18 protein-coding genes are annotated in these 21,382 nt (G+C 58.8%); 6 read left to right on the forward strand and 12 right to left on the reverse strand.

The annotated features are described in order from the left end of the window. The first annotated feature begins 296 nt into the window (after positions 1 to 296). A complete protein-coding gene (locus ACP15L_RS16175; protein WP_425084976.1) occupies positions 297 to 962 on the forward strand; it encodes an outer membrane protein in 666 nt (221 codons plus the stop codon). A 26-nt stretch (positions 963 to 988) separates the two neighbouring features. On the opposite strand, the gene ACP15L_RS16180 is transcribed toward ACP15L_RS16175, so the two are convergent. From ACP15L_RS16180 to cobS, 4 genes are all read right to left on the reverse strand, one after another. Then, complete coding sequence (locus ACP15L_RS16180; protein WP_425084977.1) at positions 989 to 1,330, reverse strand: DUF427 domain-containing protein; 342 nt, start codon at positions 1,328 to 1,330, stop codon at positions 989 to 991. A 60-nt stretch (positions 1,331 to 1,390) separates the two neighbouring features. Continuing rightward, complete coding sequence (locus tag ACP15L_RS16185) at positions 1,391 to 3,181, reverse strand: aminopeptidase P family protein (RefSeq protein ID WP_425084978.1); 1,791 nt, start codon at positions 3,179 to 3,181, stop codon at positions 1,391 to 1,393. Positions 3,182 to 3,264: 83 nt separating this feature from the next. Continuing rightward, positions 3,265 to 5,142 carry a cobaltochelatase subunit CobT gene (gene cobT, locus ACP15L_RS16190; RefSeq protein WP_170643028.1) on the reverse strand — a complete coding sequence of 626 codons (1,878 nt, stop codon included), beginning with the start codon at positions 5,140 to 5,142 and terminating at the stop codon, positions 3,265 to 3,267. Positions 5,143 to 5,263: 121 nt separating this feature from the next. Continuing rightward, the gene (gene cobS / locus ACP15L_RS16195; protein WP_170375030.1) at positions 5,264 to 6,250 is read right to left on the reverse strand and encodes a cobaltochelatase subunit CobS; all 987 of its coding nucleotides are present in this window, start codon (positions 6,248 to 6,250) and stop codon (positions 5,264 to 5,266) included. A gap of 529 nt (positions 6,251 to 6,779) precedes the next feature. Here cobS and ACP15L_RS16200 point away from each other — a divergent pair. Then, entirely contained in the window at positions 6,780 to 7,676 is an 897-nt protein-coding gene (locus ACP15L_RS16200) for a Hint domain-containing protein (RefSeq protein ID WP_425084979.1), read from the forward strand. 7 nt (positions 7,677 to 7,683) lie between these two features. On the opposite strand, the gene ACP15L_RS16205 is transcribed toward ACP15L_RS16200, so the two are convergent. Then, on the reverse strand, positions 7,684 to 8,310 hold the full coding sequence (locus tag ACP15L_RS16205; protein ID WP_170467975.1) for a J domain-containing protein: 627 nt from the start codon (positions 8,308 to 8,310) through the stop codon (positions 7,684 to 7,686). Positions 8,311 to 8,417: 107 nt separating this feature from the next. Here ACP15L_RS16205 and ACP15L_RS16210 point away from each other — a divergent pair, with 107 nt between their 5' ends. Continuing rightward, entirely contained in the window at positions 8,418 to 8,672 is a 255-nt protein-coding gene (locus tag ACP15L_RS16210) for a BolA family protein (RefSeq protein WP_170467973.1), read from the forward strand. Between the two features lie 6 nt (positions 8,673 to 8,678). Here ACP15L_RS16210 and ACP15L_RS16215 read toward each other — a convergent pair whose 3' ends face one another. From ACP15L_RS16215 to pepN, 7 genes are all read right to left on the reverse strand, one after another. Further along, the gene (locus ACP15L_RS16215; protein ID WP_425084980.1) at positions 8,679 to 9,578 is read right to left on the reverse strand and encodes a hypothetical protein; all 900 of its coding nucleotides are present in this window, start codon (positions 9,576 to 9,578) and stop codon (positions 8,679 to 8,681) included. Positions 9,579 to 9,720: 142 nt separating this feature from the next. Further along, entirely contained in the window at positions 9,721 to 10,131 is a 411-nt protein-coding gene (locus tag ACP15L_RS16220) for a DUF4177 domain-containing protein (RefSeq protein ID WP_170467971.1), read from the reverse strand. Between the two features lie 80 nt (positions 10,132 to 10,211). Further along, positions 10,212 to 11,456, reverse strand: coding sequence for a peptidase T (gene pepT, locus ACP15L_RS16225; protein WP_425084981.1), 1,245 nt, complete (start codon positions 11,454 to 11,456; stop codon positions 10,212 to 10,214). A gap of 88 nt (positions 11,457 to 11,544) precedes the next feature. Next, positions 11,545 to 13,056, reverse strand: coding sequence for an Asp-tRNA(Asn)/Glu-tRNA(Gln) amidotransferase subunit GatB (gatB, locus tag ACP15L_RS16230; protein WP_170467967.1), 1,512 nt, complete (start codon positions 13,054 to 13,056; stop codon positions 11,545 to 11,547). 69 nt (positions 13,057 to 13,125) lie between these two features. Next, positions 13,126 to 14,379, reverse strand: coding sequence for a hypothetical protein (locus ACP15L_RS16235; RefSeq protein WP_425084982.1), 1,254 nt, complete (start codon positions 14,377 to 14,379; stop codon positions 13,126 to 13,128). 125 nt (positions 14,380 to 14,504) lie between these two features. Beyond that, positions 14,505 to 14,933, reverse strand: coding sequence for a hypothetical protein (locus tag ACP15L_RS16240; RefSeq protein WP_425084983.1), 429 nt, complete (start codon positions 14,931 to 14,933; stop codon positions 14,505 to 14,507). Then, positions 14,930 to 17,482, reverse strand: a complete 2,553-nt coding sequence (gene pepN, locus ACP15L_RS16245; RefSeq protein ID WP_425084984.1) for an aminopeptidase N — start codon at positions 17,480 to 17,482, stop codon at positions 14,930 to 14,932. Before pepN ends, ACP15L_RS16240 begins: the two co-directional genes overlap by 4 nt. A 207-nt stretch (positions 17,483 to 17,689) precedes the next feature. Here pepN and ACP15L_RS16250 point away from each other — a divergent pair, with 207 nt between their 5' ends. The 3 genes from ACP15L_RS16250 to ACP15L_RS16260 all read left to right on the forward strand — a co-directional run bounded on the left by ACP15L_RS16250 (position 17,690) and on the right by ACP15L_RS16260 (position 21,343). Then, the gene (locus ACP15L_RS16250; RefSeq protein WP_425084985.1) at positions 17,690 to 19,825 is read left to right on the forward strand and encodes a malate synthase G; all 2,136 of its coding nucleotides are present in this window, start codon (positions 17,690 to 17,692) and stop codon (positions 19,823 to 19,825) included. A gap of 82 nt (positions 19,826 to 19,907) precedes the next feature. Continuing rightward, positions 19,908 to 20,333 carry a heme-binding protein gene (locus tag ACP15L_RS16255; RefSeq protein WP_170483737.1) on the forward strand — a complete coding sequence of 142 codons (426 nt, stop codon included), beginning with the start codon at positions 19,908 to 19,910 and terminating at the stop codon, positions 20,331 to 20,333. Between the two features lie 230 nt (positions 20,334 to 20,563). Next, positions 20,564 to 21,343 (forward strand): gamma-glutamyl-gamma-aminobutyrate hydrolase family protein, encoded by a 780-nt coding sequence (locus ACP15L_RS16260; protein ID WP_425084986.1) that lies wholly within the window; start codon positions 20,564 to 20,566, stop codon positions 21,341 to 21,343. Positions 21,344 to 21,382: the final 39 nt, after the last annotated feature.

The following is a 21,382-nucleotide window of genomic DNA, read 5'->3' on the forward strand; positions in this document are numbered from 1 at the left end:
GGTCAATCGCGTCCCGCGCTTTGGCTGGCAGGGAGGCCTTTCTCCAGCGCATTCCCTGACGTTCACCGTTTTGCCCATTTTCTATGTTTTGGGGCCGGACTTCCCGGCTGTGCAACCGATTTTGATCGCAACCTCTTTGCTGGCGGTAATAGCGGCTGAGGAACACTCATGAGGTTTTGGTGGCGGCCGGGCCACTATGGGCTTCTCTTTGAATTGAACACGTTGTCTGAAAGTGCGATGTCTCCTAGCCTAATTGACGAACTTCTCATGAAAGTCACTCTGATTGAGGTTTGGACATGTCTTACGAACGATTTTCTTGGCTGATAGCGGCGGTTGCGATCTCGATGATTGGTGCTGCCCAATCTCGCGCGCAGGAGGCGCCGTATGTCACTGGCTTTCTCGGTGTTACCGATATGGGCGACTATGATTTTGATTTCTTTCAAACGGTTCCTTCAATCGTGGTCGGTCAAGGCACAATCACAACCGACACTGGAATCTCCTACGGACTGGCCGTCGGAATGAAGGTCGCGCCAAATCTGCGGGCCGAATTCGAACTTTCACACGCCTCGAATGATACAAAGGAAATCGGCCGCCCGTTTACCCAGTACGACGGAAGCTTTGATGCGACATTCGGGATGGTAAACCTCTGGTATGACATCCCGGTGCAGGGCAGGTTCAAGCCCTATATTGGCGGGGGACTTGGGTTTGCGCGGGTTTCCCACGACGGTCAGTCCGGTGCTGGCGTCACATTGGTCGATGACAGTGACACCGCTATCGCAGGGCAATTGGGGTTTGGCGGCCGCTTCCAAGTAGGGGAACGCGGAAACATCGACATCGGGTACCGCTACAAGACGACCGGCGATCTTGATTTCACCACGACCCAAGTGTTCATCCCGACTGATCTCACGGATGGCCGCTACTCGTCGCACTCGCTCATTCTTGGGTACAGCTACAGTTTCTGACAGACGTAACTAGGTACTTCCGGCCCTCAAATCTGTTCGATCTTGATCGAGTCCACCGGGTAGAAAGCCAGATAGTCTTTGAGGCCGGCGGTATCCTTGCCGGGGGCCTCAAAGCTCCAGGCCGCGTTTTCGGTGACCGAGGACTTGTTCACGATCGAGAAATGCGTGGCATCGCCCTTGTGTGGGCAGTGAATCACCTTGTCCGTGCGGTCCAGGAAGGCCATCGCGATGTCAGAACGGGGGAAGTAGATCACGGGTTCCAGATCACCTTCGCGCAACTCAAGCGCGTTCGAGCTTTCGCCCAGAATGGCCCCACCGGAGCGGACGCTCCATTTGCCGGGTGCTTCGGTGATCGTGATTTCAACCATGTCTTTTCCCTCGTTTTTGTCAGGGCTTCTCCTTTGCCCATCTTATGTGACAGTCTGATGTCAGACTGGCGCAATTGCGGCATCCAACCACAGTTGAGCGTCCTCGCCCAGCCTTGGCCTGATTTTTTCCGCAACGTCGCGGTGATAGCTGTTCAGCCAATCCCGTTCTTGTGCGGTCAACAAGTCGACCAGGATCAGGCGGCGGTCAATTGGCACATAGGTTAGCGTGCGCCACTGCAACATGGCCCTTTCTGCATCGCCGTCGGGAAGCGATGGTGCTTCCTCCACGACAATCAGGTTCTCGATCCGAATGCCAAACGCGCCCTCGCGGTAATAGCCGGGTTCGTTCGACAGGATCATGCCGGGCTCAAAGGGTACATGGCTGACACGCGACAGGCGTTGCGGGCCTTCATGCACGCTCAGATACGCGCCGACCCCGTGACCGACCCCGTGGTTGAAGTCCTGCCCCGCCTGCCACAGCGGCGCGCGTGCCACGCATTCGATATCGCGCCCGGCCAGTCCAATCGGCCAGCGCAGCATCGACATGGCGATCATGCCTTTCAACACGCGGGTAAAGCAGGCCTTTTCGGTCTCTCCGACCTCGCCTATTGCGATGGTGCGCGTGATGTCGGTGGTGCCGTCCAGATACTGCCCGCCGCTGTCCAGCACCAACAAATGACCGTCCTGCAAGGTGCTGTCGGTCTTTTCAGTCACGCGGTAATGCATGATCGCCCCGTTGGGGCCGGTTCCGGCGATCGTGTCGAATGAGATGTCCTGCAGCGCGTTGTCCCGCCGACGGGCCTCTTCCAACCGGGTCACGACCTGCGTTTCGCTGATCTGCCCCGGCGTTTGCTGATCCAGCCAGAACAGCGTTTCGACAACGGCAACGGCATCGCGCAGGTGTGCCTCGGCGCTGCCTGCGATTTCGGCCGGGTTCTTGCGCGCTTTGGGCAGGGCGCAAGGGTCGCCTCCATCAACCATCCGGTCCCCAAGCGCATCCGCCACAATCTGAGGCACTGTGCCCGGATCGACCTGAACCTTACCTTCTAGGGCAGCAACGGCGTCCAGAAATCCATCAGGCTGGTGAACCGAAACCTGAGGGCTCAGATGTTCTCCCACTTCGCCTAGTTTTGCTGCAGCCATGAACAGATCAACACGCCCGTCCGCATGCAGAATGGCAAAGCCATGGGCGACCGGGTTGTAAGCAATGTCCGAGCCGCGAATGTTCAACAACCACATGATCGAGTCTGGCAAGGTAATCACCGCCGCGCTTCGCCCGCTGTCACGCAGGCCATCAGCCAGTCGGGTGATTTTGCTCTCAGCGGTTTCCCCTGCAAACTCAATCGGATGTACCTTGACCGGGTTCATCGGTGGGGCGGGCTGATCCTGCCAAATCCGGTCCACCAGATTGGCACAGCGCACCAATTCAATCCCGCTCCCCTCAAGATCTTTCTGCGCTGCTTTGATCTGCCCTGCGGCATGAAGCCAAGGATCAAATCCGACCGATCCCCCGTTCGGCAACTGCTGTTTCAACCAACTGCTCAGGCTCATATCGGGCCAGGGCACCGGAGTGTAGTCATCGGCCACCTGCGCCTTGACCTGCGTCCGATAGCGCCCGTCAATGAACACCCCGGCCACGTCCCGCAGGGCGGCGCAAAACCCGGCCGAGCCAGTGAACCCGGTCAGCCAGGCCAGTCGTTCGTCCCGAGGGGCCACATACTCACCCTGATGCGCATCCGCGCGCGGCACCAGAAACCCGTCCAAACCTTCGGGCTCTAGTTCCTGCCGCAAAGCAGTCAATCGCGGAGGTCCCTGTTCGGGCCGTGCTGTCACCTCAAAAGACTGAAACATACCTGCCTCCCTCAAGCCAAAGTGTGGTTTCAAGCCACCTCTTTATCTTTTTGAAAATATACCCGGCGGAGGCAAGGCCAGCCTCAGCTGGCCCTTTTCATCCCCATCACCCGGGCCCGCGCGCGCGGGTCGCTGTCGAACAATGCCGCCAACTGTTCGGTCATAGCACCGGCCAGCTGTTCCACATCGGTGATCGTAACTGCACGGTCATAGTACCGGGTCACGTCATGCCCGATCCCGATGGCCAGCAATTCCACCATCTTGCGCTTTTCGACCATGGCGATCACGTCGCGTAGGTGTTTCTCCAGATAGTTCGCCGGGTTCACACTCAGCGTGGAATCATCGACCGGAGCGCCATCGGAAATCACCATCAGGATCTTACGCGCCTCGCGCCGCGCCAACATCCGGCGATGGGCCCATTCCAGCGCCTCGCCGTCGATGTTTTCCTTCAGCAGGCCTTCTTTCATCATCAGACCAAGATTGGGCCGCGCCCGCCGCCATGGGGCGTCGGCACCTTTGTAGATGATGTGACGCAGATCGTTCAGGCGTCCCGGCTGCTGCGGGCGGCCTGCATTCAACCAAGCCTCACGGGCCTGACCGCCTTTCCATGCGCGGGTCGTAAAGCCCAGAATTTCGACCTTCACGTTGCAACGTTCCAGCGTCCGGGCCAGAACATCCGCGCAGATGGCCGCAATTGAAATCGGACGCCCGCGCATCGATCCCGAGTTGTCCAGAAGCAGGGTTACTACGGTATCGCGGAACTCGGTGTCCTTTTCGACCTTGAAGCTCAGCGGCGTAGTCGGGTTGGCAACCACGCGCGCCAGACGTCCGGCATCGAGGATACCTTCCTCGCGATCGAACTCCCACGACCGGTTCTGTTGCGCCTGCAAGCGACGCTGCAACTTGTTGGCCAAGCGGCTAACCGCACCTTTCAACGGCTCAAGCTGTTGATCCAGATAGGCACGCAACCGTTCCAGTTCAGCAGGCTCTGCCAAATCCTCGGCAGCGATTTCCTCGTCATGGGTGTTCAGGTAGACCTTGTACTCTGGATCAGCCTCGGACGCAGGCGGAGGGGCAGGCGGCTCCAGCGGAGCCTCTCCCTCGGGCATCTCCGCCTCATCGCCCATCTCATCCTCGGCCATCTCGTCCATCGAGACTTGGGCCTGAGATTGATCCTGCTGCTCTTCCTGCGACTGCTCGGGCGTGGCGTCAGGATCCTGTTCCTCCTGATCATCCTGTCCGGTGCTGTCGGGATCGGGCTGCTCTTCGGCGTTTTCCTCGGCCTGATCTTCCTGTTCTTCGTCCAGCTCATCAGGATCATCACCCAGCTGGTCGCCATATCCCAGATCCTTGATCACCTGACGGGTGAACTTGGCAAACTCTGCCTGATCCGAGAGGATTTCGTCGAGCTTCTCAAGCGTGCCGCCGGCCTGTTCCTCGATGTATCCACGCCAGAGGTTCATGACATTATTAGCCGCCGGCGGCAGATCACGCCCGGTGGCCAGATGCCGGATCAGATAGCCCGCAGCAACGGACAAAGGCGCGTCGGCGGGCTGCTTGCACTGGTCATAACCGCGCCGTAGGGCTTCATGGCTAATCTTGACATCAATGTTGGAGGCCGTCCCGGGCATATCCCGCGCGCCCATCGCCTCACACCGGGCGGTTTCCATCGCTTCATAAAGGTCCCGCGCCATGTCTCCCGGCGGTGCATAGCGCATATGGGTCGCGTCATCGTGATAGCGGCGCTGCAAGGCCAAGGCATCGGCGGTTCCGCGCGCCAGCAAAACCTCTTCGCGCGTCATCCGGCGGGATACCTGAGGCAACCGCATGGCCTCGCCCGAAAGGCCTGAGGGATCGACGGTATAGCTTACGGAAAGCTCCGGATCGTCGGCCATGACCTTTGTAGCCTCGGCCAGAGCCTTTTTGAACGGATCAGCAGGGTTGTCGTTCTTTTGTGCCATGTCCCCAAGCCTTTCACATTGCCGTCCCGATTTCCACCAAACAGGAAGCCGGATCCGCCTTCATCTGGCTAAAAATACCTCCGCCGGAGGCATTGCGCCCGAAACCGGGCGCAATTCGGCGTTAGCCCAAGCTCACGCTTGCCGCGCTTTCCGGCAGTTCTTCGTCAAAGCAGCGCTGATAGAACTCGGCCACGGTCTGGCGCTCAAGCTCATCGCACTTGTTCAGGAAGGACAGGCGGAACGCATAGCCCACATTGCGGAAAATCTCAGCGTTTTGGGCCCAGTTGATCACGGTCCTTGGGCTCATCACGGTCGACAGGTCGCCATTCATGAAAGCGGTGCGGGTGAGGTCGGCAACGGTGACCATCTGGCTGACGGTCTTACGGCCCTCAGCCGTGTTGTACAGCGGTGCTTTCGACAGCACGATCATCGTCTCGGCATCGTGGCTGAGGTAGTTCAGCGTCGAGACCAGAGACCAGCGGTCCATCTGTGCCTGGTTGATCTGCTGCGTGCCGTGATAGAGGCCGGTCGTATCGCCCAAACCCACGGTGTTTGCGGTGGCGAACAGGCGGAAATTCGGGTTCGGGGTGATGATCTCGTTCTGGTCCAGCAGGGTCAGCTTACCATCATGCTCCAGCACGCGTTGGATCACGAACATCACGTCCGCACGGCCTGCGTCGTATTCGTCGAACACGATGGCGACAGGGTTGCGCAGGGCCCAGGGAAGGATGCCTTCGTGGAACTCGGTCACCTGCTTGCCATCGCGCAGCTTGATCGCATCCTTACCGATCAAGTCGATCCGGCTGATGTGGCTATCCAGGTTTACACGCACGGCGGGCCAGTTCAGACGGGCGGCAACCTGTTCGATATGGGTCGACTTACCTGTGCCGTGATAGCCCTGGATCATCACGCGACGGTTATGCGCAAACCCTGCCAGAATCGCCAAAGTCGTCTCTGGGTCGAACTTGTAGGTCGGGTCAATCGCGGGCACCCGGTCGCTACGTTCCGCAAAACCTTTGACCGCCATGTCGGTATCAATGCCGAACACGTCACGGACCGAGATCTCTTCGGTGGGTTTTGCGTTGATATCAATCGATCCGTCAGCCATTCGCCTTGTCCTTATCCTTAGGCCCGTCTTGCCGGGTTTGAACCCGTGTGTGGTGCAACATATTCCGACCAAGGGCAAGGGAAAGCCGCTCGCTAAAAACGCTGACAGGATGTTTCTTATCAACTGGCCTTATCTGCGGGAAGGGCGGGGTTACGTTAGAGTGGCGATGAGCAAGCGGCTCTGGTTGGGTTCTTCAATAAATCGTCAACCTTAGGAAAACCTGATGTCTCTATTCGCGCGGCTGCTACGGCAAGTCGCGGTCCGAGCGCAGGCTTGAGTTCCTACTCAAGGACAAGTTTGAGAACCCGTTCATTCAATCATCGTTAAGAGGACGCCTCACTCCGAGACGGACAGGGATTTAAATTCAAGAAATTAAATATTTCTTTGAATGAGCCTAACTGAACGGTAAAATGAGCAAAGTCTGCATGTTTAATGGGCTATATGTAGGGGGTTAAGGTGTTCGCGACATCCTTTGTTGAGTCAGGGTGGCTTCAATTGTTACCTGTTGGCGACCGGCAAGGTGCAGTGAATGCCTTTTGACGCGCTCCTCTACACGGTGACTGAGACCGGCGGCACTGGTAACCTCATAGTTCAGGGATCAACGACACCTGCGATAATCTCAGGGCAAACGGTTTCTTTCGATGGCGGCACGACCTTCGTACCCTACACCTATCTCGGTCAGGGGAACTATCGCGGTACAAGTGAAACCGCGGATTTTATCCAAGTAGGTGGGCAGATTTACGCTTTCAATAGTGTCGATCCGACCGGGTCTCTCAGCACCGGGAATTGGGAGATCACCGTGAGTGACCTCGACCCGGTCAACCCGCCTTGTTTTGTAACCGGAACGCTGATTGACACAGAAAGTGGGCCACGACCTGTAGAGTCTTTGATGGCTGGGGATCGGGTCTGTGTGGCAGGCGGGCAAACATTGCCGATCATCTGGATAGGCAAAAGAACTCTCAGCGCGAACGCGTTGCGCAAAAATCCAAAGTTCAGGCCCGTCCGGATTCAGCGCGGCGCTTTGGGTGATGACCTGCCCAGCCAAGACTTATTTGTTTCCCCCCAGCATCGGATTGTGCTGGAAGGTTGGCGGGCCGAGCTTCTTTTTGGCGAGCCTCGGGTTTTTTGTGCCGCAATACACTTGGTGAACGATGGTTTGATCCGTCAAATGCCGCCTGTGGCACCTGTAACTTATTTCCACATTGTCTGTAGTCGACATGTGGTCCTATCGTCACATGGTTTGCAAAGCGAAAGCTTGTTTCTCGGTGATCTTGCGTTGAAATCATTCCAACGCGAAGACGTCGAGGAATTGCGTGCCTTGTTTCCCGAGCTTAGTAATCCGGCTTCGGCGCAACGACAGCGGACACACTTGCGTTGTCTGAAGCGACTCGAAGCAGAAGTATTGCGGGATTTGTTGCCAGGGTAAGAGCAGCCTACTTGAAGTTCCGGCTGTCCTTTATCTGATCCCAGGCCCAGACGACCTCTTGCAGTTGCTCTTCCTGAGACCGGTCGCCGCCGTTCATATCCGGGTGCAGCACTTTGATCAGCTTCTTGTAGGCCTTGCGAACCTCGGCCTTGGACCAGCTGTCATTGGCCTCCAGAATCTCGATGGCGCGCCGTTCGGTGGGCGGAAGGCGACGGCCACCGCCACCCGAGGTGCGGCCTTTGTTCTGGGTGCTGTTTGCCCCCAAAACCTGGTGTGGGTCTTCGATACCCAGACGCGCCCACGCACGGGCCTCGGGGTCGCCCATGGGCTTGGTTTCACGCTCCCAGACTTTGTCCTTCGTGCGTTGTGCGTTCAGTTCAGCCTCGGTCGTGCCGTCGAAGAAGTTCCACTTCTGATTGTACTCGCGCACGTGCTGCTGGCAGAACCAGTAGAAGTCATCCAGAACGTCCGGGGCCTTGGGGGCGCGGTACTTGCCGGGTTCCTCACAACCCGGATGATCACAGATTCGCACCGAGGTTTCAGATGCGCCTGACATGCCCCGGCGCCCGCGCGGGTTCTTTTTCTTGGCGCTGGAGACGGACATATCGAATCCGAAAGGGTCTGATTTCGTCATGCTGTGATCCTTAAGAACGCATCTTCTCGACTCGGAGGCAGCAGTTTAGTCTAAGCAGCCGAAAGTAGAAGAGGGGGGCGGCAAGTTTTTTGCCGCTGAGCGTAAAAATGACTGTGACTGACGAAATCCGAACCCGACTGCAGGCCGCCTTTGATCCGCGTGAGCTTGAGGTGGTGGATGACAGTGAAAGCCACCGGGGCCATGCCGGGTTTCAGGAAGGTGGTGAGAGCCATTTCAACGTACGTATACGCGCCGCCGCATTCGAGGGCCAATCTCGCGTGGCGCGACATCGTGCCGTTCACAAAGCGCTAGGGGACGTTGTGCCGCGTATCCATGCCTTGGCGTTGGATATTGGCGTTTAATCTCGCCTAAAACCGGAGTCGAAAAGCGAGGCCGACCAAAGGTGCTGTATCGTAACTCTGGCGGCTGAGTTCGTTGCCGTTTTCGTCCTCCAGTGTCAGTCGACCATCGAATTCTGCCCCGGCAAAGACGGTTAAAGACACGCCCGGATTCGGAGCATAGCTGAGCGACGCAACCACAGGGAGGCTCTTGTCTTCGCCGATCCCGTTCGGAGCCAGCCCCGCCTCGTCCAGCCGGAAGCGAATTTTTTCGGACCGGGCCGACAGTGAGAGGCTGAAATCGTCATTCAACGCGTAGCTGAGGGTGAGACCCGGCCCGCGAGTCGCACCGATTCCGGAGCCGGTGTTCAGGTTCCAGCGATCATTGATGTCCCAATCCACCAAAAGCGCGGGAAAGAAATCGACACCGCTATCCTCTAATTGCGTGAAGGCTCCAAAAGCCGGTCCTATGGTCAGGCTTTCGCTGATCTGCCACGCGATGCCCGCAAAAACACCATAGGTACGACCATCTGAAGATGCGGCGCCTTTCTGATAGTCCCACCTGACCTGAGGCGACACGAACACGCTGGCCTGCTGTCCAGCCTGAAACCGCAGAGGAGCTGATATTCGGATGTCACGAATGTCGTTCCAAGGCTGGTTGTCTGCCGCGCTGAAGTCATAGTCCAGCTGCCCGTAGCTGACCGAGATGCCAAGTGACGTTTCGCTATCAAATCGGTACAGCCCGGTGGCCCGCAGGAACGATCGCGTCGCGCTGAAGTCTCCGCCTTGATCCAGATCGGCGCTGCCCTGATATGCGGCGAGCCCGTCGATCTGGCTGACCCATCCCAGCCGTTGTTGCGCGTTGGCAGGCAACGCGATCTGGCAGGCGAATGCGGAGAGGAAACAAAGAAAAACGGTGCTAGGTTTCATCGCGGCCGGGGCCCTGTTCTATAGTTAAGGATATCTTGGAACGATACGAGCAAAACCCAGGGTCGGATGACCGCCTGAGTTTCGTTGGCTCAATTCGTGTTATCTAAACCACACCCTCTGGCCCGTTCAGTCCTGATGAGTTTTACTTGGCCTCTTCGCTCGGTTTCAACGTCAACGGCGGCTCATCTACTTCGGCTGAAATTGGTTCCGGGGCTTGAACCGCATCTGGCCCGGGAACGGGCTGAGCCAAGGGCACACCTTCGGGCGTTTCGCTTGGCGATGGTGTGGCCACAGGGGCCACTACCTCGGTGGCGTCGGCCTCAATCACCCGACGAAACACCAGCACGTTGCGCCAGTTCGTGGTTGATCCGGTCAGACCCGAGCGTTCCTCGCTGGGCAGCAACTCGGCGCGCTGGTATTCCCATCCCTGTTGGCCCATCTCGTTCAGCACCTGCTCGACCGAGGTGGCAAAGCGGCCCTCGGGCGTTTTGACGCCTTTGGCCTTCGCGCCCTTTTGCGGGGCCGGAATGACTTTGTATTCGTAGCGCGGCATCGACTGTTCCCTTGTACCTTTGGCCGACAACTTATCACGCAGGTCGCCGGGTGAAAGAGACGTTGCGCAAGTGGCGCAAATCAGCCGGTTCTCTGCGCCGCCTTGGCCACAACCGAGAGGCAAAGTTCGGTCGCCAGCGCCATGTCCTGCACCGAAATCCACTCCAACGGTCCATGAATGCACTGCATGCCGGTGAACAGGTTGGGGCAGGGTGTGCCGAATTCGGTCAGGCGAGAGCCGTCGGTGCCGCCGCGGATCGGAACCGAGAGCGGCTCGATCCCCAGCTCCTGACAGGCCTCGCGCGCCAGATCGACCGGGGTCATGTCATTCTCGAGCCAATAGCGCATGTTGCGGTATTGATGGCTGATGTCGCAGGTGATGGTCGCGCGTGGCTCGGAGGCCTGAACGGCGTCGCAGACCTTGCGCACCAGATCGCGCTGCGCCTCAAGCCCCTCCATTTCGAAATCGCGCAGGATCAGCTTGATCTCCATCTCGGACGAGCCGCCATTCATGTCGGTGACATGGATGAACCCTTCGCGCCCATCGGTGACTTCGGGGGTCAGTGTAGCCTGCGGCAGGGTCTGCACGATCTTTGCGGCCAGATGGGTGGCATTGACCATCTTTTCCTTGGCCAGACCGGGATGGATCGACACGCCGGTGACCTTGATCACCGCACGGTCGGCGGAGAAGCTTTCATATTCGATCTCGCCCACTTCCTGCCCGTCCAGCGTATAGGCGAAATCGGCCTTGAGGTCCTTGGGCAATTGCTCGGTCACGCCGCGTCCGATTTCTTCGTCCGGGGTGAAGGCAATGCGGATGGGCCCGTGTGGAATGTCTGGATTTTCGATCAGGTGCCGCGCCATGGTCATCAGGATGGACACGCCGGCCTTGTCATCAGCGCCCAATAGGGTGGTGCCCGAAGCGGTGATCAGATCATGGCCGATCTTTTCGGCCAGATAAGGGTGTTCGTCCGGGGACAGAACCAGATCGGGATCATCGGGAAAGGTGATCTCACCGCCATTGTAGCCTTTGATGACGCGCGGTTTGACGCCCGTTGCGTTGAATTGCGGGGCGGTATCGACATGGGCGAGGAACCCTACGGTCGGCCCTTTGGCGGTGCCGGGAATGGTCGCCACAACGACGCTGTCGCCGGTCATCTCGATATCCTGCGCGCCTATTTCCGTCAGCTCTTGCTGCAACAGGTTCAGCATGTCGAACTGAATGGGCGTACTAGGGGTCGAAGGCGATGTCTCGTCGCTTTGGCTGTCGATGGCCGCGTAGCGCATCAGCCGGTCTTCAAGTTCCTGATCGAATGTTCTGGTCATGGCACCTCTCCTGCGCGGAAGAAAGGGCGCAAAAGAAAACGGAGTCAAGCAGGTGGCCTGGCTCCGTCGCAAAACTCTGAAAACGGGCTTACGAACCCAGCTTTTGGGCAACCAGCTCGTTCACGGCCTTGGGGTTGGCTTTGCCGCCGGTGGCTTTCATCACTTGACCGACAAACCAGCCTGCCAGCTTCGGGTTCACCTTGGCCTTTTCAACCTGCGCCGGGTTGGCAGAGATGATCTCGTCCAAAGCGGCCTCGATGGCACCCGTGTCGGTGACCTGCTTCATGCCGCGCTCTTCGACGATCTGCGCCGGGTCACCGCCTTCGGTATAGACGATTTCGAACAGATCCTTGGCGATCTTGCCCGAGATGGCATCCGAGGAAATCAGATCGATGATCCCACCCAACTGCGCCGGAGATACGGGCGAGTCGGTGATGTCGTGGCCTTCTTTCTTCAACCGGCCAAACAGCTCGTTGATGACCCAGTTCGCGGCCAGTTTGCCGTTGCGGTCTTTGGCAACCTCTTCGAAATAGGCGGCGCTTTCGACCTCGGCGGTCAGGACTGAGGCGTCATAGTCAGTCAGGCCGAACGTTTCGATGAACCGCGCTTTTTTCTCGTCGGGCAGCTCAGGCAGCTTGGCGGCGATGTCGTCGACCCATGCCTGTTCGATTTCCAAAGGCAGCAGGTCGGGGTCCGGGAAATAGCGGTAGTCGTGCGCTTCTTCCTTGGACCGCATCGAGCGGGTCTCACCCTTGTCCGGATCGTACAGGCGGGTTTCCTGATCTACCGTTCCACCAGCCTCAACAATGGCGATCTGACGGCGAGCTTCGACCTCGATCGCCTGCTGGATAAAGCGCATCGAGTTCATGTTCTTGATCTCGCAGCGCGTGCCCAGATGCGAGAAATCCTGCGTTTCCTGGTACTTCTCATATGCACCTGGCAAACAGATCGAGACGTTCACGTCCGCCCGCAGGTTGCCGTTCTGCATGTTGCCATCACAGGTGCCCAGATAGCGCATGATCTGGCGCAGCTTGGCGATATAGGCGGCGGCTTCTTCGGGGCCACGGATGTCGGGGCGCGAGACGATCTCCATCAGGCAGACGCCGGTCCGGTTGAGGTCTACGAAGGACATATGCGGGTCCATGTCGTGGATCGATTTGCCCGCGTCCTGCTCCATGTGGATGCGTTCGATGCGAACCATGCGCGCGGTGCCGTCGCCCATCTCAACCAGCACTTCACCTTCGCCCACGATGGGGTGGTAGAGCTGGGAAATCTGGTAGCCCTGCGGCAGGTCAGGGTAGAAATAGTTCTTTCGGTCAAAGGCCGATTTCAGGTTGATATCTGCTTTCAGGCCCAGACCTGTGCGCACAGCCTGTTCCACGCAATATTCGTTGATCACCGGCAGCATGCCCGGCATCGCCGCGTCCACGAAGGCGACGTTCGAGTTCGGCTCGGCCCCGAATTGGGTGGACGCGCCGGAAAACAGCTTGGCATTGGATGAGACCTGAGCGTGCACCTCCATCCCGATCACCAGTTCCCAATCGTGCTTGGCCCCGGCAATGGTTTTGATTTTCGGCATTTCGTATGTCAGGTCGAGCATGGCGCGCCTCTAATTTCCGCAGAAGTCTAGGCTTGCGTATTAGGCCCGGCGCGCCAAAGGGGCAAGGGGTTAGTTCCCTGAGACTTGCAACCCTGTCGGCGTGAAGGTCACGCTTTGACCATTGCGAAGTTCGTCGCGCAATTGATCGGCGATCGCACGCAAGGCATCTCGGCGGCCACGGGCAGCGAAGCGCTCGGTCGAGTTGACGCGCAAGCTGTTGCTGAACCCGTTCGCCGCATGGGCCCAGATCAGGGGGTGCAGCTCGGTCAAGTGATCGCGGATCAACCAGTTTGCAGCCTCGCAAATCTGTTTACGGGCGATGTCGGCCTTAAGGTTGCGGCCCATCCCGTTTTGCAGCGTGACCGAACAATAGGCCGCCAACAGGTTGATCGTCTGCTGGTCAGGGCGGCGTTCAACGATGTCGTGCAGGCCTTCCAGAAAATACTCGACATCCACACGCGCGCAGGCTTCGTCATCCAATGCGATGGCATCGAACTGAACCCAGGTATAGCCGCCAGCGCCCCAGGTCTTTTGAGTGCGCGCGGCGTTTCGCAGGGCTTGAACTTCCAGCTGATCGTAGGTCCCGAACCTGCGTGGCAACAGATGGCTGCCCATTGCGCGCATGTGGCGATGGTTTTGCGGGTCAAGCGTGATCAGCTCTTCGTATTTGTCTGCCACACGGGTGCGTGGGCTGACATGGCCCGCCAGTAGGGCGCAATCCGCAGCGGCAATCGCTGGGCTATTCGGCATGGCAGAGCGGCAGTCCTTCAGCAAATCGGCAGCGCGGTCGAAATGCGCGGCGCAACGGGATTGATGCAGTGCGGGCAGGTCTTTGGGGTCCGATGTCCCGCGCCATGCCCAGGCTAAATCAATATGAGCCAATGCCACCACAAGGGCGATCATCGGGTCATCGGGGTGGCTCTGAATCTCACCTTCCAGTTCAGAGATACCCGCCAGAAAGTCATAGTCCGACTGAGTTCTGCCATCTGAAAGGGCATGTTCTGCAGCCAGTACAACATCCGCGCGTGCCCCGAAACCCAACAGATCAGCAACTGGCTGGCCGCAGAGTGTTGTTTCGCGTGTTTCATCCGCGGCACGCATCTCTTGCGAGAGTTCGACCCACATATCCTGACGCGCCAGATGGCGCCCGCGTTCGATCACCTGATGTCCGGCGGTGTCATCTGTTTCCGCGATCGGGATGTTCAACTGCCCCGAGGCGACAAGCCACGCGGTTGCATCCGCGACCGACGCAGGCAAAGGCGTAGAGGTGGGACTGGAAGAGCCGAAAATACGGGCGGCAGCCGCCCTGAAAGACCGAAACATGGCAAAACTCGAACTGTAACAAACGTGTAACGCGTCCAGTTTGCCAAAAACTGTGTCTATTTCAAGGAGTCGTTGCGCGCGCAAGTCCGAGGTGTGATCAATTAGCCGATGGGCTTGGTATTGTTTCAAAAAACCCTAAAATGATGACGCTCAACGGTAAATCCCGCCTGCTGCAACACGTCTTCGAACTCTTTGTGTGGTGGCAGCGACTCATCCGGTAGGCGGACGCGCTTGTCCGATTTCAGCACCGCTGAAACGCGAACCGAGAAATCCCAGCGGGTGTCAAATCGGAATCGGTCAACCTCGGACAGGTCCAGTTCGCCGCTGCGTTGGCCGGTGAACCAGCATAGTTTCTCACCGGTCAGTTCGACCCCGGCACTGGTGTCTTTCACAATATCCCAGACCGCCGGGAGTGTTGCCAGCGCGAGCAACCCCATCAACCACCAGGCCGCGTTCAGGAAAATGATCAGGCCGATCAGCACCGCATAGATGCAGATCAGCAAGATCACCACACGTGGGTTCCGGTTTTGCCGTTTAAAGCTGAACGAGGTCATGCGCCGAGGATGCGCGAGACCATCTCGGTCGTGTCGCGTGACAGGTCGGGCGTGTCGGCGATCCGGCGCAGCTGCGCGCGCATCAGCGCCTGACGGTCGGCGTCATATCGCTTCCACGTCTGGAACGCCGAACACATACGCGCTGTGGTCTGCGGGTTCACCGGATCCAACCGGATCAGCCAGTCGGCAAGCAGGGCATAGCCCGCTCCGTCTGCCTGATGGAACCCCGCATGGTTCATGGCCAGCGATCCTATCAAGGCACGGAACCGGTTGGGGTTTTTCCAATTGAAATCAGGATGCTCTGTCAGGGTGCGTGCGGCCTCGACCGTGGTCTGAGGGGCGGCCATCGAGACCTGTAAACCAAACCATTTGTCGATCACCAGCCGGTCATCTTTCCACTGTTCGTAGAAGGCACTCAGTTGCGCCTCACCTTTGCCCGCACGCAGCAGGCAGGACAGGGCGGTTAGTTGCAGGGTCATATTGTCGGCCGTTTGGTACGCGTCTGCCGCCTTGCTGCCGCCGTCCAGCCGCGAACTGAGAGCCAGTGCCGCTCCGCCCAGTGCACGTTTGCCGGATTGCGCCGCATCCGGTTGGTAGGAGGCGTCCACAAGTGTTTCGCTGTGCAGCTTGGGCAGAAGATCCTGTACGTGTTGCGCAGTGGCTTGACGGAGAGTCTCAACAGCCGTCCAAATGGCCATCGGATCGGGTGTGACGCCCTTGTCATGTAGGGCGGCGGCCAGTTCGGATTGGGTCGGAATGCCCAGCATCAAGGCCCGATAGGCCGGGTCTAGTGTCTCATCGCGCAGCACAGCCAACAGACCATCCAGATAGTCGGAATCCGGCGTCGCCTCTTCGGTGATCATGCGCAGCAGAGTGTCCTCGGCCAGCGAGCGCCCGGCCTGCCAGCGGTTGAACGGATCGGTGTCATGGGCCAGCAGAAAGGCGCGCTCAGCATTCGACGTGTCATGTTCAAGAATCACAGGGGCCGAGAAATCACGCAGGATTGAGGGCACGGGTTTGGCAGAGAGACCGGTGAAGGAAAAGCTCTGCTCGGCCTCGGTCAGCTCTAGCACTTCGGTTGCTTGGACCTCGTCTCCGTTCGGGCCCAGCAAGCCGACAGCGACGGGAATGACCTGAGGCTGCTTATCCTCTTGTCCCGGAGTCGGGTCGGTGCGTTGGCTCAGCGTCAGCGTATAGTCGCCATCCGCCCAATCCTCGGTCACGGAAACGCGCGGGGTGCCAGACTGGCTGTACCAACGTTTGAACTGGCTCAGGTCGCGGCCTGTTGTGTCCTCGAAGACTTGCAGCCAATCCTCGATCGTACAGGCCTGCCCGTCATGACGGTCAAAATAGAGATCCAGCGCCTTGCTATAGGCCTCATCCCCGACCAGACGTTTCAACATGCCGATGACCTCGGCACCTTTCTCATAGACGGTTGAGGTGTAGAAGTTATTGATTTCCTGAAAACTCTCGGGCCGGACGGGGTGCGATAGCGGGCCATTGTCCTCGGGGAACTGCCGTGCGCGCAGGTCGATGGCGTCGTGGATGCGCTTGACCGGTGCCGAGCGCATGTCCGAGGTGAATTGCGCATCGCGGAAAACGGTCAGGCCCTCTTTGAGGCACAGCTGAAACCAGTCGCGGCAGGTGATGCGGTTGCCGGTCCAGTTGTGGAAATACTCATGCGCGATGATCGCCTCGATCCGTTCGAAATTCACATCGGTCGAGGTTTCCGGGCTGGCCAGAACGGCTGAAGAGTTGAAGATGTTCAGCCCCTTGTTCTCCATCGCGCCCATATTGAAATCATCCACGGCTACGATGTTGAACACGTCCAGATCGTATTCGCGGCCGTAGACGTCCTCATCCCATTTCATGGACTTCTTCAGCGCCTCCATCCCGAAGGCACATTTGCCTTCATCGCCGGGGCGAACCCATAGGTTCAGTTCGACATCGCGACCGGACATGGTGGTGAACTGGCCCGGATGCGCGATCAGGTCTCCGGCGACCAGAGCAAACAGGTAGGCGGGTTTGGGCCACGGATCCGTCCATTCGGCCCACCCTTCGCCCTTGCCGGACGGGTTGCCGTTGGACAGCAGCACCGGAAGGTCGCCATTGATACGCACCGTGAAGGTTGACATCACGTCGGGGCGGTCCGGGTAGTAGGTGATCTTGCGGAATCCCTCGGCCTCGCACTGGGTGCAATACATGCCGTTCGACATATAAAGCCCTTCAAGCGCGGTGTTATTGCCGGGGTCGATCTCAACCTCCGCCTCCCAGACAAAGGGGGCGTCGGGGGCGGCAATCGTCAGCCCCTCGGGCGTGATTGTGGGGGACACTTCGGCACCGTCGATGGAGGCGCGGATCAGCTTCAGTTGCTCGCCATGCAAAAAAAACGTGCGATCGCTGGCCTCTGGATTCGGACGAAAGGCAATGCGGGATGTGACGCGGGTGGCATTTGCTGCCAGGTCAAACGTCAGATGCACATTGTCCACCAGATACCCGAACGGGGTGTAGTCTTTCAGATAGATGGTGGTGGGGGCGGCGTCGCGCATCGGGGGCCTCGCAAAACTTGGGTCGAGGGCGACGTTAGGGGCATCGCGGCAGGGCTGCAAGCCGCCTGTATTCGCTGTCTCCGGCGTTGTTTTGCCATTTTGGTAAGATTTTCTTACCAGAACGTAGCGGCATACGTTGCCTATCGGAAACTTTCGCTCTACATGCTGGCGGCATACAGTGGCGTACATTCGTGGGAGAGGAAGAAAATGGCCAGCAGACAGACACGCAGCGGACTTCAGGTCGATCCGGTTCTGGTCGCATTCATCGAAGGTCGGGCTTTGCCCGGCACCGGTGTCACCGCCGAGACCTTCTGGAATGGCCTGTCGCGGATGGTATCCGAACTGGGGCCCAAGAACCGCGCCTTCCTTGCCAAACGCAAAGAGATTCAGGACCAATTGGATGCATGGCACCTGGGTCGCAAAGGTCAGGACCACGACGCCGATGCTTGTCAAGCGTTCCTGCACGAGATCGGGTATCTGGTCGAAGAGGGCGAAGACTTCCAGATCGAAACCGCCAATGTCGACCCCGAGATCGCCGCAACGCCCGGTCCTCAGCTGGTTGTGCCAATCACCAATGCGCGCTTTGCTCTGAACGCCGCCAATGCCCGTTGGGGTAGCTTGTATGACGCCCTCTATGGCACGGATGCGATGGGCGATCTGCCTGCGGGCGGCGGCTACGATGCTGCCCGCGGCGCGCGTGTCATTGCGTGGGCCAAGGCGTTTCTCGACGATGCTGTGCCGTTGATCAGCGGATCCTGGGCGGATGTCACGAAGCTGAGCGTTGAGGCAGGCGCTTTGGTTCCTGCGCTGGCGGACGCCTCCAGCTTTGTGGGTCATGGCGGCGCGGCTGAAAAGCCTGAGTTCGTTCTGTTGAAAAACAACGGTCTTCACATTCAGATCATGATCGACCCAATCAGCGCGATTGGCGCTGCTGATCCGGCCAACATCTCGGACTTGCGGCTCGAGTCTGCGTTGTCGACGATCATGGATTGCGAGGACTCCGTGGCCTGCGTAGACGCCGCTGACAAGGTTGTTGCCTATGGCAACTGGCTGGGTCTGATGAAAGGTGACCTGACCGAAGAGGTCAGCAAATCCGGCAAGACATTTACCCGCCGGTTGGCGGCTGATCTGGACTTCACGGACGTGAACGGAGCAGAGGCGCGTCTGAAAGGCCGCTCGCTGATGCTGGTACGCAATGTGGGCCATCTGATGACCAACCCGGCCGTTCTGGATGCCGAGGGCAACGAGATCGGCGAGGGCCTCATGGATGCGCTCTGCACCACGTTGATCGCCATGCACGATCTGGCGCGCGACGGCGGCAACTCGGTCACCGGGTCGGTCTATGTGGTGAAGCCAAAGATGCATGGCCCCGAAGAGGTCGCCTTCTCGGTCGAGATTTTCGACATGGTCGAAGACATCCTGGGCCTGCCGCGCAACACCGTGAAGCTGGGTATCATGGATGAGGAACGCCGCACCTCGGCCAACCTCAAGGAATGTATCCGGGCCGCGAAATCGCGCGTGGCCTTCATCAACACCGGCTTCCTTGATCGGACTGGGGACGAGATCCACACCTCGATGGAGGCAGGCCCGATGCTGCCCAAGGGCGACATCAAGAACACACCATGGATCGCGTCCTACGAGGATCGCAACGTTGATATAGGTCTGGCCTGCGGCCTGAAAGGCAAGGCGCAGATTGGTAAAGGTATGTGGGCCATGCCCGATCGCATGGGCGATATGCTGGAGGCCAAGATCGGCCATCCGCAATCAGGTGCCACTTGCGCATGGGTTCCCTCGCCAACCGCTGCGACTTTGCATGCCACGCATTATCATAAGGTCGACGTTCTGGCCCGTCAGGATGAGCTGGCCGCCGGTGGCGCGCGTGGCACGTTGGAGGATTTGCTGACCGTTCCGATGCTGGGTGGACGCAACCTCAGCGATGATGAGATCACCCGTGAGATCGAGAACAACGCGCAGGGTATTCTCGGCTATGTCGTGCGTTGGGTCGATCAGGGTGTTGGATGCTCGAAAGTGCCGGACCTCAATGACATTGGCTTGATGGAGGACCGTGCGACCTGTCGGATTTCCAGCCAGGCGCTGGCCAATTGGTTGCACCACGGTGTCGTCAGCGAAGAACAGGTGATGGCGGCGATGCAGAAGATGGCAGCCGTTGTGGACCGTCAGAACGAAGGTGACGCAGCCTATCATCCGATGGCACCCGGCTTTGATGGCATTGCTTTCCAAGCAGCCTGCGATCTGGTGTTCAAGGGTCGTGCGCAACCGTCGGGCTATACCGAGCCGGTCCTGCATGCCCGCCGTTTGGAGTTGAAAGCCAGCTTAGGTTAAGTGGATAGGACGGGAACGAGGGGGCTGTCTGCCCCCTCGCGCTCCCCCGAGAATATTTTTAGCCAGATGAAAGGGATCAGGGATGGCAATTTCCTTGCGCAAGGCGCGCACCATCATTCGTAAAGCTCTGGAAGAGGGGCGCCGGTTGGAGTTGAAACCGCTTTCGGTCGTTGTGCTGGATGCAGGCGGTCATGTCATTGCGTTCGAGCGCGAAGATGGCGCGGCCCCCGGACGGTTTGGAATTGCGCAGGGCAAAGCATATGGCTCTGTCATGTTGGGTATGGCCGGGACGGCGCAGATGCAGCGGGCCGAAGCGCAGGCCTATTTCATGGCAGCGGTGAACGGCGTCTATGGCGGGCAGGTGGTTCCTGTGCCGGGCGGTGTGCTGTTGCGCGACAAGAAAGGTGCCGTGATTGGCGCCGTTGGAGTGACAGGCGACACCTCGGACAATGACGTGCTTGCTGCGATGGCAGGGATCGAAGCCGCGAACCTTGTCGGCGAAAGCTGATTTCCTTGAAGATGGAGAGAGCCTGCGCAGGCTCTTTCACCCAAACTGGACTTTTTGCATTGCACGTTTAGCGGGCAATGGGAGTCCGATTGTGACAATGTCCCGTCGGTTGAATAGATGTGCGACATTGAACAGGTACTTGCGCTGACACACAGGGCTTGTGCTATTGCGCGCTGTTGTCCCTGCCGATAGCTTTTCCACACGTTTTGGAAACAAATTGGGAAAGCAGAATGTCTCGACCCGTCGTCGGTATCATCGGCAACTCTTACTTGATGAATGACAATTACCCGACGCATGCCGGTGGCACGATGAATTCGGATGCCGTTGCGAATGTTTCGGGATGTTTGCCACTGCTGATCCCTGCTGATCCACGTTACGTCTCGGTCGAGGAATTGCTGGACGCGTGCGACGGATTTCTTCTGACGGGCGGTCGACCGAATGTTCACCCCGAAGAATACGGTGAGCCGCCTACCGAAGCGCATGGCGATTTCGATCGGGCGCGCGATGCGGTCACACTGCCGCTGGTGCGCGCCTGTGTTGAGCGCGGCCAGCCGTTCTTTGGAATTTGCCGGGGGTTTCAGGAGGTTAACGTTGCGATGGGCGGGACGCTCTATCCCGAGATTCGCGACCTTCCGGGGCGGCAGAACCACCGGATGCCACCGGATGGAACACTTGAGGAGAAGTTCGCCCTGCGCCACGTCGTAACTCTGAACGAAGGCGGCGTGTTCCACCGGCTGTTTGGTGCGCGCGAGGTGATGACCAATACGCTGCACGGTCAGGGGATCAAAGCCGTAGGCCAGAATGTCGTGATCGACGGCCACGCGCCGGATGGCACGCCGGAGGCGATTTATGTCAAAGATGCGCCGGGTTTTACTCTCTCGGTCCAATGGCACCCGGAATGGGATGCTGCGAATGACCCGGTTTCGCGCCCGTTGTTTGAGGCGTTTGGCGCGGCCGTTAAGGCCTGGTCCGCAGGATCAAGCACGCGGTTTTTGCAGCAAACAGCATAAGTTTAGGCACCGGTCCGGCCGGGAGGGGATGCCGGACCG

Origin of the sequence: Ruegeria profundi (genome assembly GCF_049800715.1) — a bacterium.
Classification (GTDB): domain Bacteria; phylum Pseudomonadota; class Alphaproteobacteria; order Rhodobacterales; family Rhodobacteraceae; genus Ruegeria; species Ruegeria profundi_A.

What these genes read in the sequence shown, in the direction of transcription:
- ACP15L_RS16200 (WP_425084979.1), top strand. Translation starts at nt 6,780, where the DNA reads ATGCCTTTTGACGCGCTCCTCTACACGGTGACTGAGACCGGCGGCACT.
- ACP15L_RS16240 (WP_425084983.1), bottom strand. Translation starts at nt 14,933, where the DNA reads ATGACCTCGTTCAGCTTTAAACGGCAAAACCGGAACCCACGTGTGGTG.
- pepT (WP_425084981.1), bottom strand. Translation starts at nt 11,456, where the DNA reads ATGACCAGAACATTCGATCAGGAACTTGAAGACCGGCTGATGCGCTAC.
- ACP15L_RS16250 (WP_425084985.1), top strand. Translation starts at nt 17,690, where the DNA reads ATGGCCAGCAGACAGACACGCAGCGGACTTCAGGTCGATCCGGTTCTG.
- gatB (WP_170467967.1), bottom strand. Translation starts at nt 13,056, where the DNA reads ATGCTCGACCTGACATACGAAATGCCGAAAATCAAAACCATTGCCGGG.
- ACP15L_RS16205 (WP_170467975.1), bottom strand. Translation starts at nt 8,310, where the DNA reads ATGACGAAATCAGACCCTTTCGGATTCGATATGTCCGTCTCCAGCGCC.
- ACP15L_RS16210 (WP_170467973.1), top strand. Translation starts at nt 8,418, where the DNA reads ATGACTGTGACTGACGAAATCCGAACCCGACTGCAGGCCGCCTTTGAT.
- cobS (WP_170375030.1), bottom strand. Translation starts at nt 6,250, where the DNA reads ATGGCTGACGGATCGATTGATATCAACGCAAAACCCACCGAAGAGATC.
- ACP15L_RS16255 (WP_170483737.1), top strand. Translation starts at nt 19,908, where the DNA reads ATGGCAATTTCCTTGCGCAAGGCGCGCACCATCATTCGTAAAGCTCTG.
- pepN (WP_425084984.1), bottom strand. Translation starts at nt 17,482, where the DNA reads ATGCGCGACGCCGCCCCCACCACCATCTATCTGAAAGACTACACCCCG.
- ACP15L_RS16185 (WP_425084978.1), bottom strand. Translation starts at nt 3,181, where the DNA reads ATGTTTCAGTCTTTTGAGGTGACAGCACGGCCCGAACAGGGACCTCCG.
- ACP15L_RS16235 (WP_425084982.1), bottom strand. Translation starts at nt 14,379, where the DNA reads ATGTTTCGGTCTTTCAGGGCGGCTGCCGCCCGTATTTTCGGCTCTTCC.
- ACP15L_RS16215 (WP_425084980.1), bottom strand. Translation starts at nt 9,578, where the DNA reads ATGAAACCTAGCACCGTTTTTCTTTGTTTCCTCTCCGCATTCGCCTGC.
- ACP15L_RS16220 (WP_170467971.1), bottom strand. Translation starts at nt 10,131, where the DNA reads ATGCCGCGCTACGAATACAAAGTCATTCCGGCCCCGCAAAAGGGCGCG.
- ACP15L_RS16260 (WP_425084986.1), top strand. Translation starts at nt 20,564, where the DNA reads ATGTCTCGACCCGTCGTCGGTATCATCGGCAACTCTTACTTGATGAAT.
- ACP15L_RS16180 (WP_425084977.1), bottom strand. Translation starts at nt 1,330, where the DNA reads ATGGTTGAAATCACGATCACCGAAGCACCCGGCAAATGGAGCGTCCGC.
- ACP15L_RS16175 (WP_425084976.1), top strand. Translation starts at nt 297, where the DNA reads ATGTCTTACGAACGATTTTCTTGGCTGATAGCGGCGGTTGCGATCTCG.
- cobT (WP_170643028.1), bottom strand. Translation starts at nt 5,142, where the DNA reads ATGGCACAAAAGAACGACAACCCTGCTGATCCGTTCAAAAAGGCTCTG.